Here is a 19,282-nt window from a genome sequence, read left to right as displayed (position 1 = left end):
CGTTAATTAAAGCAGAGTTTTCTTATATAACATTAAAACAATATGCAATGCGCCTGATCATACTGAATAAGCTGATATAATGCCGACTTGGTAAGTCGACGTTGTATATCATGAACGGCAGTGGCTATGCCCAGATGCCGTTAGATGTTAAAGGTAATAATTGATTTGAATAATACTGTGCTGGACCACAAATTTTCGATTGCGCCCATGCTGGATTGGACTGACAAGCACTGCCGTTATTTCCATCGTTTGCTGACTCAGCATGCAGTGCTCTATACCGAGATGGTTACAACCGGCGCGATTTTGCACGGCAGTGGCGATTATCTTGACTTTAATCAGGAAGAGCATCCTGTGGTGCTGCAGTTGGGGGGCTCTGATCCTTTGCAAATGGCGCAATGTGCAAAGTTGGCAGAGCTGCGCGGTTACGATGCGGTTAATATCAATGTCGGCTGCCCGTCAGACAGGGTACAGAACGGTATGTTTGGTGCCTGCCTGATGGCTCAGCCAGCGCTGGTGGCCGATTGCATTAAAGCAATGCAAGATGTGGTCAGTATTCCTGTTACGGTGAAAACCCGTATTGGTATTGACGACTCTGATGATTATCAGTTTTTACAGGACTTCGTGCAGGCCGTAGCCGATGCCGGTTGTACACAGTTGATTGTGCATGCCCGCAAAGCCTGGTTAAAAGGGTTGAGCCCAAAAGAAAACCGGGAAGTGCCGCCGCTTAACTATCAGCGGGTACATCAGCTCAAACGTGAATTTCCACACCTGGATATCAGCTTAAACGGTGGTGTTAAAACCCTGCAGCAGGCAAAAGAGCAATTAAGTTATCTAGATGGCGTGATGGTTGGGCGTGAGGCATACAGCAACCCTATGTTATTAAGTGAAGTTGATAAGTTAATTTATGCTCAAACAGAAAGCCCGCGTACAGCACAGCAGGTGGTGATCGATATACTGCCGTATATTGAACGGCAGATGACGCAAGGTGCGCGGTTATGGCATATCGTACGTCATATGCTAGGCCTATTTCAAGGCATGCCAGGTGCCCGGCAATGGCGGCGTCTGCTCAGTGAGCAAGCTCACTTACCTAATGCTAAACCCGAGTTACTTTTGCAGGCCATGGCAAAAATTCAGCCGGTTGATAAATTGACCACCTGATTAGTTAACTTCACTATTTTTTAGTTTCTGCAAGGGCAAGCATATTTAACTGTGCTTGCCCTTTTTAACTTTTAATTATATTTATCAGTAACATACATTTTTCTTTCTAAATGGCATAGCACTTGTAATAGGTTTAGCGACGTTGTAGTACAGACTAACTAACTTCAAGGATATGATCATGAAAACACTTACTGCATTTGTTGTAACTGCTGGCCTGATTGCCGGTTTACATACTGCCACTGTTAAAGCAGATGAATTAGCCGCACAACTGCGCTCAGAAGCGCAAACCCAGTTGGCTGCTTTACCTGAACTCAATCAACTGCATGCCAGAGAAGCACTGCAAAAAACGGTGATTGACCTGATTGCAAAACAGACTGCGCAGCAGGATGTTGCAGCGTTAATAGCATTTCGTCCAACCTCACAGCTCGTTCGCGAGGCGGAGTAAATAATGTTTGTTTCTTCAGCCTGGTTGTTACTGGCTTATCTTAGCCCGGTGCTGAGTATGGTGCCTGTGATGTTGATATGGCAATGTCTTGGCCCACGGCTGGCGATGTGGCAGAAGTAAGGTTTCAGACATAAAACGGGGAAAGGTTTTTATGAGCTGGGTAGGTAGCGAAATTTTGGCATTTTCAGTATTTAGTATGCTGATACTGATAGTAAAGCAATACGTTTGTAAACATGACAACAGAGCAGGAGATTAGATTTATGGCCACTTATGACACCGATCGTTGGTACTGTGCACGGGCATACCGCAAAATCTCTGGGGTATGTGCAGGTCTTGCCGGTTACTATCAGCAGCCACGTTGGCTGGTTCGTTTACTGGCAGTGATTTTGCTACTGATGTTTCCGTTGGCGGTGATAGTCGCCTACTTGGTTGCGGCTGCAGTTCTGCCAGATCGTTAAGCTGACACCTGTAAAGTTACAGGCTGTGAACCAGATGAAACTGGTGTAAGATAACGCTGTGACTTTAAAGGAGAAACAGAATGAAATGGTTTTTTACTGCCTTACTGCTGCTAAGCGCGCCGCTATTTTCAGCTCCAGCTGTAGTAACCATAGACAATGGGCAAATCCGTTTGCCAATGCCCGGTCGCGCTGTCAGTGCGGGGTATTTCACGCTGAACAATAGTTCTGAGCAGCAAATGGTATTGACGGCGGTAAGTAGTGATGTTTTTGGGCGCATTGAGTTGCACCAGCACAGCCACAAAGACGGCATGATGCGGATGGAGCAAATTGAACATATAGTGATCCCAGCCGGAGGAAGTGTTGAGCTTGCACCGGGTGGTCTGCATCTGATGTTGTTTGAAGCGCCGGACACGCTACAGGTTGGTCAATCTGTAGAGCTGATATTACACTTTGCTGATGGACAACAATTGGCAGCATCACTGCCTGTCGTGGTGATGCCAAAACGCTAAGGGGCAAAGATGTTAAATACAAAGTGGGTTAGCTCATTATTGGGCTTGGTGTTATTTGTCATGTATCTGACAGGCTGGTGGGTGAGCCGTGAGCCCGATCTGCTGGTTGCCGAGATAAAGCAGAGCCGGCAGCAGCTCGGAGATGCCGCTATCGTCGGGTACAGTACAACGACAGCACTGATCCGCGTAAGTGAAACCTTGCTGGACAAAAGCGGCGGTTATTTAGCCAATGACATTATGCCTCCTTTTGTAATGCTGGATAACATGCCTGCGTGGGAGTTGGGAGTGCTGGAAATGTCACGCGATTTAGCGCTGGCACTTCGCAAAGACTTTAGCCGCTCGCAGTCACAATCTACCGAAAACACGTATCTGAAAGTTGCACAGCCGATGTTTAATATTGATCATCGTAGCTGGGCGATCCCCAGTGCTGAATCTGAATACCGTAAAGCAATAGCGCAGTTATATCTGTACCGTGCTGAACTTATGGATCCGGCAAAACCAGACAGCCAGTTTTATGCCAGAGCGGATAACCTGAGAGACTGGCTTAAGGCAGTAGAGAAAAGGCTGGGCAGTTATTCACAGCGGTTAAGTGCCAGTGTTGGACAGGACAGGGTAAACACTGACCTGGCTGGTGATGCTTCGGCCCGACAATCCACTGATTCGCCTGGCAGCAAAGTTATAAAAACCAGCTGGTGGAAGCTTGATGATGAGTTTTACGAGGCAAGAGGCGCCAGTTGGGCACTGCTGCATTTTCTCAAAGCAGTAGAGACCGACTTCGCCGATGTGTTAAAGCGAAAAAATGCGATGATTAGTTTGCGGCAAATAATCCGTGAACTGGAAGCCACTCAGCAGGCTGTGTGGAGCCCTATGGTGCTCAATGGCAGTGGATTTGGTTTAATGGCAAATCATAGTCTGGTAATGGCAAATTATATTTCGCGTGCAAATGCCGCTTTGATAGATCTGTCAGAATTATTAACTCAAGGGTAAAACGCATGAAAAAAACAGCATTGTTGTTATCGCTAAGCGGCGTGCTATTAAGCAGTACCGTGCAAGCTGATACTTTGCTTGGTCTCTATTTAGGTGCTGATGGCTGGCGCACCTCCGTCGACGGAAGTTTTGCTAATACTGATCAGCTGCAAGCATTCAATTTTGACGATAAAACACAGACGTCATATTACGTGGCGTTGGAGCATCCGTTACCACTAATCCCGAATATTCGCATACAGCGTAATAAGCTGGAGTCATCGGGTAGCACTTTGCTGGCTAACGACTTTAGTTTCGGTGGTGATGATTTCACAAATGGCACTCAGGTTGAAAATCAGACTGATATTACCAGCACTGACTATATTCTGTATTACGAAGTTCTGGATAACGAATTATTTAGCGTGGATCTTGGCATCAATGGCAAATATCTGGACGGCAGTATAGCGTTGTCAGAGGCCAGTATCGCCGATGGTACTGCTGTTCAGCAGGACTTTTCTCAGTGGGTGCCTATGGTATATGGCGCTGTGCGGGTCGGGCTGCCACTTACTGGCTTAGATGTCTTTGCTCAGGGCAGCTTTGTTTCTTATGACGGTAGTCAGTTATATGATGCGCAGGCGGGTATTGCATATGCACTGCTGGACAACCTGGCAATTGATATGACGCTGAAGCTGGGGTATCGGCAGGTAGACTTGCAGCTGGATGATATTGATAACCTGTATACCGACCTTAGTTTCAAAGGCCTTTTTGCCGGCGTCGAAGTCCATTTTTAATGTTGTCTTGCGATGCCGTTACCGGCATCGCTGTTAATGTTATTCCTCTGTTGTATCCTTGTTAGCCGGATAGAATAGCTTTATAGTTACCCTACCTTTAAATCAGTCTGGGCCCGCTTTTGACAAACTATTTCAGGCAGTTAACGTTGCCATGGCTGATAGCAGTTTTAGTGATGATGGCGTTCAGTGCTATTTGGTTCCACCTGGAGTCAAAAGCGCAGCAACGTATTCAGATTGAACAGACCGCAACTATGTTGCAATTTAGCGTTCGTCCTTTATTAAAAGATAAAGATACCGATGTGTTAAAAGCTCAGCTGAACAATATACGCTTAACCAGCGTAGTGCCTTTAGCTGCTATTGCGGTTTATTCCCAACAACATCGCTTGTTGGTTGTTGCTGGTGTTCCGGAGCTGTTAGCTGAAGGCGCGCCAGAGAAAGCGGTAACCAGTTATACTGCACAAGTGCAGGCTAACGGCATACTGGTATATCAGCCGTTAACTGCTGATAGCAACATGCAAGTTGCTGCGGAACAGCAATATTACATGGCGCTACTGTTTACGCCCGTCAATGCTATCAGTGAGTGGCTTTTGCCGATAGCAATAGTGGGGCTGATTGGCATTGTTGTGCTGATGATATTGCATAATAACCTACAGCATGTTGCACAGCGGCAACATACAGATGTTAGCTTGCTGACACATAAGCTGAATCAGCTACGTCATGGTCAGTTAAATGTCAGTGTTACCGAAGAGCTGGTACCAGAGCTGCAGCCGCTTAAAGCGGCATTGAATGAACTTACACACTATTTGACAGAAAATGCCACCCAGCTCGGAACAGAGCTAAAGCAAATGCAGCAGAAGGCAGCGCAGCAGTTGCAGCAGTTGTCAGAATTACAGCAACAGTACAATAAATCTGAGTTACGCCACGCGCAGTTTGCCCAACTGGTACAAAGCCGCCTGACTAATTTACATCAGATGCAACAACAGCAGACAGAGCTTGAAGAGGGCGAGTTTTTGTCTGCTTTGGCGGCTCAGATAGATTTGCTGCAGCTCGAGCTTGGTGGCGCTGAAGAGGAGCCTGCTTCGCTTAATTTAACCCAGTGGTTTGCAGAACAGGTTCCACAGATACGCCAGTACTGTAAAGGCAAAGATATTGAATTACAGGTGTTTGAGGGCGGCGATAACATCTGTCATGAGGTTTGTTTGCCTGCGCAGCAACTGTCATTACTACTGCAGGCGATAATGCAAGTTGGCGGGCGGGCGGATGCTGTCTCAGAGCTCTCCTTGCGACTGGTGTTGAATGTGCGACCTTCTGAGACCAATCTTCAAATCAGTGTCACGGGTAATGGTGATGGTATTCCACCACGCGTAAGGCAGCTACTAAACAGCGACGACACCAGAACATTGCAATGGCATGAGAGCGATATTGGCATTCTGTTGGTATTAAAACGCCGGCTGCAGGCTGGCTTAACTGTGCAGTCGCTCGATGGGCTTGGCTGCACTGTAATGCTTACGTTACCTGTGGCTGAGTGTTCGCCGATTGTGGCGCCCAGGAAGATGCCTCATTTGCTGTTATTCGACAGTCAGTCAAATAGCCTGACTGAGCGCAGCCAGGTGCTAAGCACACTGACCGATTATCTGGTGAAGTGCTCAGAACTAAGCGAGCTGGCAAGAAAAAGTAAGCAGTTCGCCTACGATGTTGCGATAGTGATGTTACCCGAACCGGCAGATTTAGCCCGCTGGTGCACCGAACTACAGCACTTAAGAGCGCGATGCCGGGTGCTGTGTTATGCAGCAAAAAGTCAGCAGGCCGTGTGGCAGGAGGCACTTCAATATACCGTATATGAAATGCCTTTTTGCCTGAACGATATTTTGTCCGAAACACCAACGCAGACTGAACTGCCGCAGCTACTGGTGGTCGATGACAACGCAACTAACCTGGCCTTTATCCAGGTGTTGCTAAAGGATCAGCCGGTAAAATTGCATACAGCGACCTGTGGTATTGAAGCGCTGAAGTTGTGCCAGCAGCAGACTTTTGATGTGGTTTTACTGGATATTCAGCTACCAGACATTGCAGGTACTGAAGTGGCCAGCAGATTACGTCAGTTAACGGAGTATCAGCTTACACCTATTCTGGCGTTTACTGCGCATGCACTTGATGAAGAAGTCAGCGATTTCCTCAGTGCCGGAATGAATGACGTCATTTTTAAGCCGCTTGAAGCTGCTAAACTGGATATTATTTTGCGCTGGTGCTCTTCAGGCAAAGTTGATCACGTCAGCCAGTAACAGTTTTAGTGCGTCCAGATATTGTTGGTTTGGCTGGGTGCTGAGCAGTGGCAGTAACTCAGCACCACTGGCAGTGTATTTGTAATACTGCAGCACAACATTTTTGCTGGTTATACTTCCGTTTACGCTTAGTTGTTGATATTGCCAGTTTATTTGGTGACCAGCCGGCAATTCTCCGCTTTCTATTTCCGAGCTGTGTAACAAGCCAATATCTACCAGGCTGAGTATTTGAGTGTAACTTAGCCCAAACTGGCTTAAATTCAATACTGCCCGGTTACGACCTGTCAGGACCCGCCACAGTGAGGGCCGGTGTATGTAGCCGAAGTAGATCCTTGCTGTCGGATCCTGGCGCGGGCGGCAGCTCAAATTTGCCGCCTGCTGCAGTGCCATGGCTTCTTTATAGCTCATACGTTTTAGTGTGTGTAACGTTTTAAGAGAAAATTTTCCGGGTGTGGCGATTTCCCCGGCCAAAATTTTTGCCCACAGTTGTTGCATACTGTGATTGGAAATATCCAGAATCAGTTCACAAAACTGTTGAAACCAGTCTGGATCAATATCCTGCGCAGAAACGTGCTCCGGGCAGTACTCCAGTGCCAGCGTCATGACCCGCTCAAGGTTGTGTTGCTGACGCTCACGCTGCATCTGTAAACGCCGCTCTGCCCGCTGTGCCAGCGTTAATCCGGCTTGACCTGATGCAGCACCTGAGCGGGCGGCCAACTGCTGATGTTTGTCTGCGAAGTGACCCTGCTGCTGATTAGTATTGCTAGCGGTAGCATTGTCAGCAGGCATAACACCGGAGCCAAACTGATTTCTGGCAAGTTGCAGTAATCGCTGCTGGCCACTTAATGAGTGAATCTTGGTCATGGAGTGCATTGCCAGTTGTAATGAATGCCGTTATCTTGGCATCTGATAAAATTTGCGGCAAGTCGGCCGATAACCTTTGCGCAAAATAAAATCTGTTATAACTTACTCTTATACATATTAAGCATGTATATTTAAACGGAAACATTTAATAAGGCTGAGCGATGGTGTCAAAGGAAACAGATGAGGATTTTCTGTTTTTAGCAGAAGACGAGCCAGTAGGACCCGCTAAGGAAAACACGCTTGGAGAATGGCACCTGCTTATCGTTGATGACGATGAAGAGATCCATACTGTAACTAAGCTGGCGCTTAATGACCTGACCGTGATGGGAAAACAATTAGTTTTCCATCATGCATATTCAGGCAAAGAAGCGGTAGAGTTTTTGCGGCAAAATCCACAAACAGCCTTAGTTCTGCTTGATGTTGTGATGGAGTCTGATGACGCAGGGTTGAAAGTAGTACAGCAAATCCGTGATGAGCTCGGTATGGATGAACTGAGGATTGTCCTGAGGACGGGACAGCCAGGATATGCGCCAGAAGAAAGTGTCATCAAAGAGTACGACATCAACGATTACAAAACTAAAACTGAGCTGACCCGCAGTAAGCTGGTCACGTCGATTATTGCTTCTTTACGTTCTTATCAGCAAATCCGCACTATTAACCAAAGCCGACGTGGTTTACAGAAAATTATTAATGCCGGCGCTAACTTGCTCGAACAACACTCCTTACATGAGTTTTCTGAAGGCGTCGTAACACAAATTTCTTCACTAATCGGGTTGCATGCGGAAGGCGTTTTGTGTGCACAGATAGAAGACGATGGCAGTGCCAGTGAAAATATTTATGTGCTTGGTGCAGCTGGGCACTATGCACCTTTTATCAAATGTCAGTTAGAAAGACTGGACAATCAGCGTATTGTCAGTCAGATCACGCAGTGTTTGCATACCAGAGAACATCAGTTCACTGATTTGGATACCGTTCTGTATCTGGGTAATGACACGCATAGCGCAGCGGTTTATATAGAAACAAACCGGCCAATAGAAGCGCTGGACCGCCAACTTATAGAGGTATTTCTTAGTAATATCTCAATCGGATATGAAAATGTCACATTATTTCAGCAGCTTAAGCATGCTGCCTATATCGACCCGTTAACCAAAACGCCGAACCGTAACGAATTCATCCAGATCTTACAGGATACCCGACGCTACGAAGCCGATCATAACGTTGCGGTACTTATAGATATTGATCACTTTTCTGACGTAAATGATGGCTTAGGGCAGGATGTCGGCAATGAATTACTGATCGCCGTCACCATGCGTCTGATTGAGCATTTTGGCATATCGGCGCAGTTGGGGCGCATTGGCGCTGACGTTTTTGGCTTGGTGGGGCCGGAGAGCGAGCTGACGCCAGAGCGCTTACAAGCCGTGTTTGAAGAGCCATTTCATGCTTCCGAGCATGCGTTGCAGGTGAATGCAACCTTTGGTCTGTGTCGCCTGACTGACACAGCGGAGCAGGGGCTGACGATTCTTAAACATGTTTACATCGCGCTTAATAAAGCGAAAAAGCAATTAAGCCAGAATTACCAGTACTATAAAGCCGATATGGAAGATGAAATGTCGGAGCGGCTTGCGATGTTGCGCATGCTTAGACAGGACTTCTCTCATGACCGGCTTGAGCTGTGGTATCAACCTCAGATATCACTGGCTGACAAGCGGGTCGTCGGTATGGAAGCCTTATTGCGTTGGCCACTTGGCAATGGACAGTTTGTTTCGCCCGCAGTTTTTATACCCTTGGCTGAATATTCGGGCCTGATTGTTGAAATTGGCAGCTGGGTGCTGGAGCAGGCCTGCTTGCAGATTAAGAAATTAGAGAAACAAGGCTTCAGTGGTTTAAGGGTGGCGGTTAACGTGTCTATGCCACAGTTCAGGAATCATGGTTTTGTGCAATCAGTGATTGATTGTGTGCGGCAACATCAGATTAGCCCGCAACTATTGGAGCTGGAAATTACAGAATCTGTTGTAATGGATGAGCCGAAGATAGTTATCGAAGCCCTGCATAAGCTGAAGAGCTTTGGTATTAAGGTTGCTATTGATGATTTTGGTATTGGCTTCTCCTCTCTGAGTTATCTGCAGCAATTGCCGTTGGACAGGATAAAAGTTGATCGGGCATTTATACGTGATATTGATAAAGCCGCCGGTGAAGTAATAGCAGAAACCATCATCAACCTCGGGAAACGCCTGCACTTATCTACCATCGCTGAAGGGGTTGAAAATGAGGCGCAGGAGTTGGCGGTGAAAGCCATGGGCTGCGACGAAGTGCAGGGCTTTATGTACGCTAAACCTATGCCGCAGGCAGAGCTGTTAAAGTATTTACAACAGGCTTCTGCATAACGCATCAGCTTTACCCGGCAGGGTGTGTCTCATTCTTGTGGAGCCGATACTGCCGGGACGGTAAAACCTGCAGCTACAACATCATGGTTTTGTGGCAGCAGCTCGGTAATACCTACCAAAGCAATACCCTGTTGCTGCAACTTAGGCAGGTACTTATGCAGAAACTTATAGGTTTCAGGATAGGGGTGCGCTATGGCAATGGCGGCTTTGCGTTTTCGCGCAATGCGTAGCAAGGTGTCTAGCTGTTTGCTCATTGCCGCTTCTGTTTGTTCGTTATCCAAAAACACCTGGCGGCTCAGATTGGTCACACCAAATTGCCTGGCATATTTGCCTGCTTTGCTATGTGCTGTGGTTAAGCTATCAACAAAAAACAAATGCCTTTTACTCAGGTATTCCATTGTCCACGCCATAGGCTCTTCCTGCTCAGTGTAAAAGCTACCCATATGGTTATTGATGCCTATGGCATAAGGAATATCGGCCAACGCGAGTTGTAGCGTTTGTTGTACCTGTTGTTTTGACATGTCACCGGTTAAAGCGCCTGGGCCGGGTGCTTTACCATTACTGGCCTGCATTGGCATATGTAACATCACATCGCGCCGCAACTGAAAAGCATGGCGCGCAGCGCGCTGGCCATAGGGGGTATGTGGCAGCACGGCAAAAGTTAGTGCAAAAGGTAAGTCAATAAGTTTCAGGTCTGATTTCTGGTAACCAATATCATCAATAATGATAGCGATACGTGGTTTGTCTTCACTGGCCAGCAAATTAACGCTTGTTAGCAGCAGACTTAGTATAAGTATTATTCGCACGTTTTTATTATTCTCTTTTATAGCGCTAAGCACTGAGTAAATCAGTTGCTAAAAGTATAAACACAACCGTTTGTGTCCGATGTTCTTTTTAGCGTTTGTTCTGCATTAACCACTGCATGGGGTTAACGGCTTCGCCTTTTTCTCTGATTTCAAAATACAGTCCGGCAGAGGCCTGGCCACCACTCATACCCGCTAATGCTATCGTTTCCCCCGCGTTGATGCGGGCTCCGGGTTGTTTAAGCAGGTTTTGATTGTGCCCATACAGGCTCATAAAACCTGCACCATGATCCAGTACAATAACCCAGCCATAGCCCTTAAGCCAATCAGCATAAATAACCTGGCCATCCGCAATAGCTTTTACTGCGTCGCCTTCACTACCCTGAATTAAGATGCCGCGTGATGATATGCCACCCTGACGGCTTTGTCCGAAACGTTGCATCAGGCTGCCATTCAAAGGCCAAATCAAATGACCTTTTTGTTTAGCAAGGCCGCCCAGTTCGCGGGCTTGCTCGGCCAGTTTTCGCAGGTTATCAAGCGTAGTTTGTAAACTTGCTTCGTTCTGACGCAGGTAGTCGAGCTGACGGCCTTGCTGTTTTAATGTATCTTGTAACCGCGCTACTGCTTGCTGTTGTTCGGCTTTTGCCTGAACCAACAACTGCTGCTGCTGCTGTAATTTTTGTATAGTCGCAGCCAGTTGCTGTTGTTTTTCTGTCAGCTCACCAAGCACTTGTTGTAACTGGGTAATGGTTTGATTCAGCGCCGCAAGCTGACGTAATCTGGCCCGATTGAAGTACTGATAATAACTTAGCACCCGTTCCAGTTTTGCTGCGTCTTGCTGGTTCAGCAGCATTTTGCTGTAATCGTGTTGCCCCAGGCTATAGGCGCTTTTAAGTTGTGACGCCAGCAGACTTTGTTGCTGTTGTAGCCTTTTTTCCAGCGTTGTTTGCTCTTGCAATAACTGCTGCTCTCTGGCAGCAAGCTGTTGTCTTTCCTGCTCAGTAGCGCGGGTTGCCGCTGAAGCTTCTGCCAGTTCGCGGTCAGAGCGTTGCAGTTTTTGTTCTGCTTGCTCAAGCTGCTGCTGCTGTTGCTTAACTTGTTGTTCTGTCAGCTGGATTTGTTGTTTTAGCTCTGCCAGTTCCTGTTCCTGCTGTTGCTGACCAGAGGCAGAAGATACACAGAGCAGCAGCAAGCATAATGCTGACTGCTGCAGTTTTTTACAAAACAACAGCTGCATTGTTATTTAGGCTGCATCAGAATTTTACCGGTCATCTCGGTTGGGATAGGCATGTCCATCAGGTGAAGCATGGTTGGTGCAATATCACTGAGTACACCGCCTTCGGTAACACTAGCCTTTCGGCCAATATAAATAAGGGGTACCGGGCCGCTGGTATGGGCGGTATGAGCCTGGCCGGAGTCGGTGTCCAGCATCATCTCTGCATTGCCATGATCAGCGGTGATAAGACATTCTCCGCCAACTTGCTGTAATGCATCAACAACACGTCCAATACAGTGGTCAACGGCTTCGACAGCTTTAATGGCTGCACTCATCACGCCGGTGTGGCCTACCATGTCACCATTCGGGTAGTTACAGATAATCACATCAAAATCAGCGCTGTGTATAGCATTAACTAACTTGTCAGTCAGCTCTGTCGAGCTCATTTCCGGCTGCAGGTCGTAGGTAGCAACCTTAGGCGAGTCAATTAAAATTCGTTGCTCGCCATCAAACAGCTCCTCACGTCCGCCGCTGAAGAAAAAGGTCACATGGGCATATTTTTCGGTCTCAGAGATACGCAATTGTGTTTTGTGATGTTTTGCCAGCCATTCACCCAACACGTTGTTCAGGCTCTCTGGCGGGTAAGCACAAGGTGCTTTTATATCAGCCGCATATTCTGTCAGCATAACAAAACTGCTAAGGGCCGGACGATGCTGACGTGTAAAGCCATTAAACTCGCTGTCAACAAAAGCGCGGCTGAACTGGCGTGCTCTGTCGGCCCGGAAATTCATAAAAATCAACCCATCGCCATCCTGCATCTGTACAGGTGTATTGTCATTAGACAGAATGGAGGTTGCTTTGACAAACTCATCGTTTTCATCGCGCTGATATGCCATCTCAAGTGCCTGCAGGGCATCTTGCGCATGGAATTCTGCTTTGCCCTCAGTCAGCAAGTCATACGCCTGCTGCACCCTGTCCCAGCGTTTATCCCGGTCCATTGCATAGTATCTGCCGACAACAGATGCTATCTGGCCGCTACCTGTTTGCTTAAAGTGCGCCTGAATTTTTTCCAGTGAATTTTTAGCGCTGCGCGGTGGGGTATCGCGTCCATCGAGGAAAGCGTGCAGGTATATAGGGCTGGCGCCTTGCTGCTCTGCCAGTTTGATCATGGCCAATATATGGTCTTCATGGCTATGTACACCGCCTGGCGACAACAGGCCCATAATGTGTACCGCTTTTTGTTGTTGTTTGGCTTTATCTACTGCATTGACGAGTACAGGATTGGTAAAGAAGTCACCGTCATCGATCGCTTTGGTGATACGGGTAAAATCCTGATATACGATGCGCCCTGAACCCAGGTTAACATGACCCACCTCAGAATTGCCCATCTGGCCATCTGGCAAGCCCACATCAAGGCCTGAGCCTGAGATCAGAGTATGCGGATAGTCGCGCCATAGTCTGTCCATTACCGGCGTATTGGCCTGAGCAATAGCATTATTATCTTTTTCTTCCCGGTAGCCCCAGCCATCAAGAATTAACAATACCAAAGGTTTTTTGCGACTGGTCATGTGAGCTCCGTGTTTTAAGCGAGAAGGAGGAAAATGCAAACAGCTATCTTACCGAAATTTGTGCAATTCTCCAGCCCTGATATTCACAGCTGCCAAGCACAGGGCTGCTTTCTGTTATGAAACTCAGTATACTCAGCGCGGAAATTTATCAGTGATAAGCAGAGTGAATATGCAGCAGTATATAGAGTTTGCAACAAACCATCCTATTTTAAGTGCCGTTTGGGTAGTGTTATTTGTGCTGTTAATCGCCAGCTGGGTGAAATCAAAGTTCTCGCCTATCCGGCAGATCACGCCAACTGAACTGACCATGCTGGTTAACCGGCAGAATGCAACAGTGGTTGATATTCGTACAGAAGCTGATTTCAGTAAGGGCCATATTACCGGTGCCCGTCATGTGCAAATGGCAGATATTGAAAAACAGCAGCTATCAGGGCTTGAAAAGCTGAAAGCCGAACCCATTATCGTGGTATGTCAGGCTGGTATGACGGCGCAAAAAGCGGCAGCCAGTTTATTAAAGCAGGGGTTTAGTTCGGTTTCTGTACTGCAGGGCGGTATGGCAAGCTGGACCGGAGCCAGTCTGCCTGTCGTTAAAACCAGGAGGTAATGATGTCGCAAGTGACTATTTACACCAAAGCATATTGTCCTTATTGTGTTCGCGCTAAGTCTGTATTGGACAACAAGGGTGTCAGCTATCAGGAAATCAGGATTGACGAGAAGCCAGAGTTGCGTCCTGAGATGATTGAACGCGCCGGCGGTCGGAGCACAGTTCCGCAGATATTTATTGATTCCCGCCACATTGGTGGCTGCGATGATATGATGGCACTTGATGCAAGCGGACAACTTGACCCTTTATTAAACCTTTAAACATTAGGAATTATCATGGCCGAACAACAAGCAAACGGCGTTGCAACAGAAGAGCAGGGCTTACATTTCGCCATTCAACGTATTTTTGTTAAAGACATTTCTTTTGAAGCGCCAAATGCTCCGGCAATTTTCCGCAAAGAATGGAAACCGGAAGTTAAGCTTGATTTAGATACCCGCAGTGAAAAGCTGGATGAAAATGTATATCAGGTTATCTTGTCATTGACGGTAACAACCACTGTTGAAGGCGAGACAGCGTTTTTATGTGAAGTGCAGCAGGCTGGTATATTTTCTATCGGGCCTCTGGAAGATGCGCAGATGGCACACATGTTGGCCTCATTCTGCCCGAATACACTGTTTCCTTATGCTCGCGAAGCAGTATCTAACCTGGTTAACCGTGGTACTTTCCCGCAATTAAATCTGGCACCGGTTAACTTTGATGCCTTATTTGCCCAGTATGTGCAGAAGCGTCAGGCTGAAGCTCAGGGCGTGAAAGCAGACGCTTAATCAATGCAGCCTTCTGCTATTGCTGTGTTAGGGGCGGGCTCCTACGGAACCGCCCTTGCTATTTGTCTGGCCCGTAACGGCAACACCATCAGTTTGTGGGGCCGTAACGAAGAGGATATGGCGCAGATGGCGCAGCAGCGCCTGAATCAGAAATATCTGCCGGATATCCGCCTACCTGATACCTTACAGGTAACTGCCGATTTAGCCGAAGCCGTTGCAAGTAGCAGAGATATTCTGTTGGTTGTACCGAGTCATGCCTTTGCCGACACCTTACGGCAGATAAAGCCCTTGCTACAACCGGATGCCCGCTTAGCCTGGGCAACAAAAGGGCTGGAGCCGGAAACAGGTCGTTTACTGCAGGATGTTGCCCGCGACATTCTCGGTGATGATGTTTCGCTGGCAGTGTTTTCCGGGCCTACTTTTGCCAAAGAAATGGCGGTTGGCATGCCGACAGCCATTTCACTATCTTCATCTGACGCTGAGTTTATTAGCCGGCTGTCAGACTTGCTGCATTGTGCCAAAAGCTTCCGTGTATATACCAACCCCGACTTTATTGGTGTTCAACTTGGCGGAGCGGTCAAGAATGTGATTGCAATAGGTGCTGGTATGGCTGATGGTATTGGCTTTGGAGCGAATGCGCGGACGGCATTGATCACGCGAGGTTTAACGGAGATGTGCCGGCTTGGCTGTGCAATGGGCGCTAAAAAAGACACTTTCATGGGCATGGCGGGGCTTGGCGATCTTGTACTGACGTGTACCGACAACCAGTCACGCAACAGGCGCTTTGGTTTGCTGTTGGGGCAGGGGAAAGCTGTCGACGCAGCAATGGAGAGCATTGGTCAGGTCGTAGAAGGATATCGTAACGCCAAAGAAGTGTACAACCTGGCGCAACGTGTCGGCGTAGAGATGCCAATAACTGAACAGATTTACCAGGTTCTGTATCAGGGGAAAGATGTTAAATTGGCAGCTCTGGACTTGCTGGGTCGTGAAAAACGAGATGAGGTAAGCTGATTTAGCCTACCTCTTTGCGTAACAGCTTGTTTTCTCTGGCAAGAAGTGCTGGAATTTCTGCGGCAGGTAATGCTTTACTGAACATGTGTCCCTGCAGAATGTCACACCCCATTACATGAAGTAAGTAAGCCTGCATTTCGTTTTCAATGCCTGATGCAATAACATCCAGTTGTAAGTACGACGCCAGCCTGATTAGGCTGGCCGTAATGTTACGCTGTTGTTCGTTGTGTTCCATATCTTTGACAAAAGCGGGTGCTATTTTCAGACCATGTAATGGAAAGTGCTGTAGTGCCGACAACGATGACACCCCCGTACCAAAATTATCCAGAGTCAGATGAAAGCCTAAAGTGGTAAGTTGCAGCAGCTTTTTCTCGGTTGATGAGTCAGCTTGCAGCAGGATATCTTCATGTAACTCCAGTTCAAACTGATCAGCATTAATGCCGGAATTGGTCAGCTGCTTAGCTAACTGCTCGACAAAGTCGTTCTGTCTAAAACTCTCTATGGCGACATTTAGAGAGATACGGCCCCGGTTCATTCCTGTTTGCTGCCAATACTGTAACTGGTCGCAACACTTCTTAAATACCAGTTTGTCTAACTGGACGCTAAGCCCGGTGTCATCTGCAACGCTGATAAAATGCTGTGGCATCAATGTGCCCCGCTTGGGGCTATGCCAGCGCAGCAGTGCTTCGTAACCGATAACGCGATTACTTGCGATGCTTACTCTTGGCTGATAATACACGTCAAACTCACCTTGTAGCAGTGCCTTTTGTAATTCTGTTTCAAGAGCAAGATATTCAGGGGCTCTTTGCTGAATACTGATATCGGCAAATTGTAAGCCGTTGTGGCCCATACGCGCAGCATATTGCAGCGCGTTTTGTGCAGCCAGCATTAGCTCGGCAGGGCTTTTACCATCAGCTGGATAAATGCTGATCCCAACCGTGGTTTGAAAAGTCTTTTTATTGCTGGCAGTGGGTATTCTGTCTGTCAGTGACAACAACTGATAGCCAAGGCGGTTCAGGTTAATTTCAGGCTGGCGTTGGTTGCATAAATGCGGCGGTACTATTACGGCGAAAATATCAATACCACAACGGCCCAGAATATAGCTATTATTCGTCATCAGTTTGAGCTGTTCGCTCAGCGGCTGTAGCAGGTTGTGCAATGACTCTGCCGGTTTATCACTTTGCGAGGTTAATAACTTGCTGAACTTTAACAGCAACAAAGCAAAACGCGGTTGGTGCTCATTACTGAAATCTATGCAGGTCTGCAGATGCTCAGTTAACAAAGCCTGGCTTTGTAAGCCAGTTTGCTGATCACGCATAGAGCCGTGTTCGGTTTGCTGCTGCAGTAACTGCCATTTACTGATATCTCTGCCTATAAGCAAATAGCTTTGTTTATCTTGTTGCTGTCGGGTTATGGCAAGTGACAGCGGTATACTGGCGCCATCAGACGCTTTTAGCCAGGCTTCCCCCTGCCAGTTCTGCTCCAGCTCCAGTTTCGGCAGTAATAACTGGGTACATTGTCTGTCAAGGAAAAGAGGAAGCTGTTTTATATCTGTCAGTTTATCGGATAGCTGGGGATTCAGATAAACAGCCTGACGTTCACTGTTGAGGATCGCGATCACATCGTCAGACTGCTGCAGAAAATGTTGCAGAGTTTGCTGTTCGCTCAGCAGCAACGCATTACTGCGCTGCAGTTTTCGGCTATATATTGTCAATGCTACCACTAACAGCAGTAAACAAACTAACGGGAACCCAGAGGTCCATAACAGCTCTGCTGTACTGGCATAAACCGGTACAGCAAGGATTAACCCGGCCATCAGCAACCAGCTTAACGGGCGCATAATTATTAACATCCTTGTAATCAAGCTTGACGCTACTAAATATAGTTGCATGTAGAACTTTTATGCAACCGGGAGTACACTTTTTAGCTCCTTGCTCCGCTGTAATCCAGTTGACGCCAGGACTCATAAACAAATACAGCAACAGCATTGGATAAGTTCATGGAACGGCTGTTAGCGGTCATAGGAATTCTCAGCCAATGCTCTACAGGCAATTGCTGCAGGACATCGCCCGGTAAACCGCGACTTTCCGGCCCAAATATCAGGGCATCACCCGTTTGGTAATTTACATCACTGTGTCGTGTTTTGCCTTTAGTCGTGCAGGCAAACATCCTCGCAGGCTTAACAGCCGAGATAAAATCAGAGAAACCGGCATGACGCTGTACCTGAGCGAACTCATGATAATCAAGGCCGGCCCTTTTTATCCGCTTATCGTCCCAGGCAAACCCCAACGGTTCGATAAGGTGCAACATATAACCGGTGTTTGCACACAGGCGAATAATATTACCGGTATTGGGTGGAATTTCAGGTTCAAACAGCACGATATGCAGCATAGGTTACTCCGTTTAGACAGCCGTCAAGTGTAACAAATCATTGAGTGGGCGGCAGCTGAGCGAGGAAATTATTCATCGCGCTGATAGCTTGCTGTCTAATGCTATCTTGCTCCATGAAAATTTCATGTCTGGCACCTTGCAGCACAAGCTGTTGATGCGGCACTGAAGCAGGAAGCTGCTGGAACCAGTTATTTTGCGCGTGGTTACTGACCACTTTATCGCTTGCTGCCTGCAGCAGCAAAACCGGCGTGTGCCATTTGGCAGCGTTTTGCTGCAATCTGCGCATAGCATAAATGGCTGCCTTGACCCAGTGAGCCGTCACACCACCCAGCTGAGCTTCCGGATATTCGCGGTAAAGCTGATTCAGCCACTGGTATCGTTGTATGCAGCTAGTCAGAGGGTTATTGACGAAGTCTTTCTCCCGGTAATTTCCTTGGCCGGGGAAATACCACGGGGTTTTGCTCAACCTTTGATTGATTGCACCAAACCCCAGCGCTATTGCTTCTGCCACACTGGCTGGCACCAATCCTGTATAGATACCGAACATAGGTGACGCTAAAATAGCTGCTCTAAAAGGGTTAGGCTTATGCAGATAACCAGCCAGAATGGCGCAGCCCATAGAGTGCCCCAGCGCGATGTGGCTTTGATGGCCGGTTGGCAGCACAATTTGCTGCACAAACTGCGCTATGTCCTGTTCGTACAAGCTAAAGTCCTGGATATACCCTTTGTGAGGGTTAGTCAGCTCACGCTGTGATAGGCCCTGACCACGATGATCCAGCAGGAATACGCTATAACCCGCCTGCACCAGTTCAAAGCTCAGTTCGGCGTATTTGATGGCCATTTCCATTCTGCCACTACTGATAACAACGGCATGTGAGGCGCCTTCAACCCTTTGGTATACGTAGTGCAAGGCAATATTGTCAGTGCTGGTTAATACACCTGACTGCATGTTCTGCCAAAATGGCTTTAGCTGAGTTAACCAGTTAGCGGCTAACTCCGCAGCCTGGTTAAGCGGTTCTATTATAGGAAAGTCGGCGGTGGTCGCGGGCAAAATACACTCTGTACAGTTAT

The 19,282-nt window shown here is 47.6% G+C and carries 19 protein-coding genes; 12 read left to right on the top strand and 7 right to left on the bottom strand.

Annotation, left to right across the window (positions count from 1 at the left end; translation table 11 throughout):
* The first annotated feature begins 144 nt into the window (after positions 1-144).
* The 7 genes from dusA to LHL18_RS12070 all read left to right on the top strand — a co-directional run bounded on the left by dusA (position 145) and on the right by LHL18_RS12070 (position 6,606).
* Positions 145-1,158 carry a tRNA dihydrouridine(20/20a) synthase DusA gene (dusA, locus tag LHL18_RS12100; protein ID WP_226767274.1) on the top strand — a complete coding sequence of 338 codons (1,014 nt, stop codon included), beginning with the start codon at positions 145-147 and terminating at the stop codon, positions 1,156-1,158.
* Between the two features lie 178 nt (positions 1,159-1,336).
* Positions 1,337-1,603 (top strand): hypothetical protein, encoded by a 267-nt coding sequence (locus LHL18_RS12095; protein WP_226767273.1) that lies wholly within the window; start codon positions 1,337-1,339, stop codon positions 1,601-1,603.
* A 260-nt stretch (positions 1,604-1,863) separates the two neighbouring features.
* A complete protein-coding gene (locus LHL18_RS12090) occupies positions 1,864-2,061 on the top strand; it encodes a PspC domain-containing protein (protein ID WP_134051977.1) in 198 nt (65 codons plus the stop codon).
* 80 nt (positions 2,062-2,141) lie between these two features.
* Positions 2,142-2,570, top strand: coding sequence for a copper chaperone PCu(A)C (locus tag LHL18_RS12085; RefSeq protein WP_226767272.1), 429 nt, complete (start codon positions 2,142-2,144; stop codon positions 2,568-2,570).
* A 9-nt stretch (positions 2,571-2,579) separates the two neighbouring features.
* Complete coding sequence (locus LHL18_RS12080; RefSeq protein WP_134051973.1) at positions 2,580-3,557, top strand: DUF2333 family protein; 978 nt, start codon at positions 2,580-2,582, stop codon at positions 3,555-3,557.
* A 5-nt stretch (positions 3,558-3,562) separates the two neighbouring features.
* Positions 3,563-4,324, top strand: coding sequence for a TIGR04219 family outer membrane beta-barrel protein (locus LHL18_RS12075; RefSeq protein WP_226767271.1), 762 nt, complete (start codon positions 3,563-3,565; stop codon positions 4,322-4,324).
* Between the two features lie 119 nt (positions 4,325-4,443).
* Entirely contained in the window at positions 4,444-6,606 is a 2,163-nt protein-coding gene (locus tag LHL18_RS12070) for a response regulator (protein WP_226767270.1), read from the top strand.
* Here LHL18_RS12070 and LHL18_RS12065 read toward each other — a convergent pair.
* Entirely contained in the window at positions 6,577-7,470 is an 894-nt protein-coding gene (locus LHL18_RS12065) for a TIGR03899 family protein (RefSeq protein ID WP_226767269.1), read from the bottom strand. The two genes, LHL18_RS12070 and LHL18_RS12065, sit on opposite strands and share 30 nt — an antisense overlap.
* Before the next feature lie 161 nt (positions 7,471-7,631).
* Between LHL18_RS12065 and LHL18_RS12060 the strand changes: the two genes are divergently transcribed.
* Positions 7,632-9,854, top strand: a complete 2,223-nt coding sequence (locus LHL18_RS12060; RefSeq protein WP_226767268.1) for a two-component system response regulator — start codon at positions 7,632-7,634, stop codon at positions 9,852-9,854.
* A gap of 29 nt (positions 9,855-9,883) precedes the next feature.
* Here the strand turns inward: LHL18_RS12060 and LHL18_RS12055 are convergent, their stop codons facing one another.
* The 3 genes from LHL18_RS12055 to gpmM all read right to left on the bottom strand — a co-directional run bounded on the left by LHL18_RS12055 (position 9,884) and on the right by gpmM (position 13,441).
* On the bottom strand, positions 9,884-10,660 hold the full coding sequence (locus LHL18_RS12055; protein WP_226767267.1) for a divergent polysaccharide deacetylase family protein: 777 nt from the start codon (positions 10,658-10,660) through the stop codon (positions 9,884-9,886).
* An 88-nt stretch (positions 10,661-10,748) separates the two neighbouring features.
* Positions 10,749-11,894, bottom strand: coding sequence for a murein hydrolase activator EnvC family protein (locus tag LHL18_RS12050; protein ID WP_226767266.1), 1,146 nt, complete (start codon positions 11,892-11,894; stop codon positions 10,749-10,751).
* 2 nt (positions 11,895-11,896) lie between these two features.
* On the bottom strand, positions 11,897-13,441 hold the full coding sequence (gene gpmM, locus LHL18_RS12045) for a 2,3-bisphosphoglycerate-independent phosphoglycerate mutase (RefSeq protein ID WP_226767265.1): 1,545 nt from the start codon (positions 13,439-13,441) through the stop codon (positions 11,897-11,899).
* A 169-nt stretch (positions 13,442-13,610) separates the two neighbouring features.
* On the opposite strand from gpmM, the gene LHL18_RS12040 reads away from it, so the two are divergent.
* The 4 genes from LHL18_RS12040 to gpsA are packed head-to-tail and all read left to right on the top strand — an operon-like array spanning position 13,611 to position 15,820.
* On the top strand, positions 13,611-14,045 hold the full coding sequence (locus LHL18_RS12040) for a rhodanese-like domain-containing protein (protein ID WP_226767264.1): 435 nt from the start codon (positions 13,611-13,613) through the stop codon (positions 14,043-14,045).
* Entirely contained in the window at positions 14,045-14,305 is a 261-nt protein-coding gene (gene grxC / locus LHL18_RS12035; RefSeq protein WP_425542613.1) for a glutaredoxin 3, read from the top strand. Before LHL18_RS12040 ends, grxC begins: the two co-directional genes overlap by 1 nt.
* 15 nt (positions 14,306-14,320) lie before the next feature.
* Entirely contained in the window at positions 14,321-14,809 is a 489-nt protein-coding gene (gene secB, locus LHL18_RS12030) for a protein-export chaperone SecB (RefSeq protein ID WP_226767263.1), read from the top strand.
* 3 nt (positions 14,810-14,812) lie between these two features.
* The gene (gene gpsA, locus LHL18_RS12025; protein ID WP_226767262.1) at positions 14,813-15,820 is read left to right on the top strand and encodes an NAD(P)H-dependent glycerol-3-phosphate dehydrogenase; all 1,008 of its coding nucleotides are present in this window, start codon (positions 14,813-14,815) and stop codon (positions 15,818-15,820) included.
* A 1-nt stretch (position 15,821) separates the two neighbouring features.
* On the opposite strand, the gene LHL18_RS12020 is transcribed toward gpsA, so the two are convergent.
* The 3 genes from LHL18_RS12020 to LHL18_RS12010 all read right to left on the bottom strand — a co-directional run bounded on the left by LHL18_RS12020 (position 15,822) and on the right by LHL18_RS12010 (position 19,262).
* Positions 15,822-17,660, bottom strand: coding sequence for a putative bifunctional diguanylate cyclase/phosphodiesterase (locus tag LHL18_RS12020; RefSeq protein WP_226767261.1), 1,839 nt, complete (start codon positions 17,658-17,660; stop codon positions 15,822-15,824).
* Positions 17,661-17,743: 83 nt separating this feature from the next.
* Positions 17,744-18,211 carry a tRNA (uridine(34)/cytosine(34)/5-carboxymethylaminomethyluridine(34)-2'-O)-methyltransferase TrmL gene (gene trmL, locus LHL18_RS12015; protein WP_134051949.1) on the bottom strand — a complete coding sequence of 156 codons (468 nt, stop codon included), beginning with the start codon at positions 18,209-18,211 and terminating at the stop codon, positions 17,744-17,746.
* A gap of 37 nt (positions 18,212-18,248) precedes the next feature.
* Positions 18,249-19,262 carry an alpha/beta fold hydrolase gene (locus LHL18_RS12010; protein ID WP_226767260.1) on the bottom strand — a complete coding sequence of 338 codons (1,014 nt, stop codon included), beginning with the start codon at positions 19,260-19,262 and terminating at the stop codon, positions 18,249-18,251.
* Positions 19,263-19,282 lie beyond the last annotated feature (20 nt).

Source organism: Rheinheimera aquimaris (assembly GCF_020531985.1).
Taxonomy (GTDB): Bacteria; Pseudomonadota; Gammaproteobacteria; order Enterobacterales; family Alteromonadaceae; genus Alishewanella; species Alishewanella aquimaris.
This window is presented reverse-complemented; position numbering and strand designations above follow the sequence as displayed.

Bases quoted from the DNA above. Each gene is read 5' to 3' on its own strand.
- dusA (WP_226767274.1), top strand. From the start codon at position 145: ATGTTAAAGGTAATAATTGATTTGAATAATACTGTGCTGGACCACAAA.
- LHL18_RS12060 (WP_226767268.1), top strand. From the start codon at position 7,632: ATGGTGTCAAAGGAAACAGATGAGGATTTTCTGTTTTTAGCAGAAGAC.
- gpmM (WP_226767265.1), bottom strand. From the start codon at position 13,441: ATGACCAGTCGCAAAAAACCTTTGGTATTGTTAATTCTTGATGGCTGG.
- LHL18_RS12065 (WP_226767269.1), bottom strand. From the start codon at position 7,470: ATGACCAAGATTCACTCATTAAGTGGCCAGCAGCGATTACTGCAACTT.
- LHL18_RS12095 (WP_226767273.1), top strand. From the start codon at position 1,337: ATGAAAACACTTACTGCATTTGTTGTAACTGCTGGCCTGATTGCCGGT.
- grxC (WP_425542613.1), top strand. From the start codon at position 14,045: ATGATGTCGCAAGTGACTATTTACACCAAAGCATATTGTCCTTATTGT.
- gpsA (WP_226767262.1), top strand. From the start codon at position 14,813: ATGCAGCCTTCTGCTATTGCTGTGTTAGGGGCGGGCTCCTACGGAACC.
- LHL18_RS12020 (WP_226767261.1), bottom strand. From the start codon at position 17,660: ATGCGCCCGTTAAGCTGGTTGCTGATGGCCGGGTTAATCCTTGCTGTA.
- trmL (WP_134051949.1), bottom strand. From the start codon at position 18,211: ATGCTGCATATCGTGCTGTTTGAACCTGAAATTCCACCCAATACCGGT.
- LHL18_RS12040 (WP_226767264.1), top strand. From the start codon at position 13,611: ATGCAGCAGTATATAGAGTTTGCAACAAACCATCCTATTTTAAGTGCC.
- LHL18_RS12085 (WP_226767272.1), top strand. From the start codon at position 2,142: ATGAAATGGTTTTTTACTGCCTTACTGCTGCTAAGCGCGCCGCTATTT.
- LHL18_RS12080 (WP_134051973.1), top strand. From the start codon at position 2,580: ATGTTAAATACAAAGTGGGTTAGCTCATTATTGGGCTTGGTGTTATTT.
- LHL18_RS12090 (WP_134051977.1), top strand. From the start codon at position 1,864: ATGGCCACTTATGACACCGATCGTTGGTACTGTGCACGGGCATACCGC.
- LHL18_RS12075 (WP_226767271.1), top strand. From the start codon at position 3,563: ATGAAAAAAACAGCATTGTTGTTATCGCTAAGCGGCGTGCTATTAAGC.
- LHL18_RS12050 (WP_226767266.1), bottom strand. From the start codon at position 11,894: ATGCAGCTGTTGTTTTGTAAAAAACTGCAGCAGTCAGCATTATGCTTG.
- secB (WP_226767263.1), top strand. From the start codon at position 14,321: ATGGCCGAACAACAAGCAAACGGCGTTGCAACAGAAGAGCAGGGCTTA.